This is a genomic window from Streptomyces cyaneofuscatus, from assembly GCF_000718135.1.
Lineage (GTDB): Bacteria > Actinomycetota > Actinomycetes > Streptomycetales > Streptomycetaceae > Streptomyces > Streptomyces cyaneofuscatus.
Window position 1 is genome coordinate 1 of record NZ_JOEM01000059.1, and the last position, 633, is coordinate 633.

Here is a 633-nt window from a genome sequence, read left to right on the forward strand (position 1 = left end):
CCCGCCGCAAACCCGCCAGCACACCCTCACCGACCGAGAACCCCACCCGGTCACCCTCATACGACTTCACCACCGGACGCGGACGATCCACCGGAATCTCCAACCGCGCCGGATAACCCCCCAACTCGGCAACCCGAGCCCGCACCACATCCGAACCAACCCCACCACGCGACCGCTGCCACACCGCATAATCGCCATACTGCAAACCCGCAACCGAAATCCCCGGCCGATCCAACTCCCCCGCCAAATCGGCCAGAAAAAGACCCCACGACCACTCATCCATCACCAAATGATGGAAACAGAAATAGACAATCTGCTCACCACCCGACAACGGAAAGACCCGCACCCGCCACAACGAAACCCCAGCATCGAACCGCACCAGCGCATCCGCCGCCACAAAATCCCGAACCCAACCCACCTCATCCCCCACACCCACCGGAGGAACAACCACCTCAAAATCAGGATCCACCTCATCCGAAACCACGAAAACCGGTCCAGAACCAGAACCCCGAACCACGCCCCGCAACACATCATGACGCCCCGCCACCACCCGGAGAGCACCCAGCAACACACCCACATCCACAGCACCGGAAAGCCTCAAGACAAACGGCACACCATACGGCGCAACCCCAC

1 protein-coding gene is annotated in these 633 nt (G+C 61.5%); it reads right to left on the reverse strand.

The genetic code is table 11. From position 1 onward, the window contains the following. Window positions 1-633, reverse strand: a 633-nt coding sequence (locus IF17_RS01000000136890) for a condensation domain-containing protein (RefSeq protein WP_244890590.1), incomplete at both ends; no start/stop codon positions are given.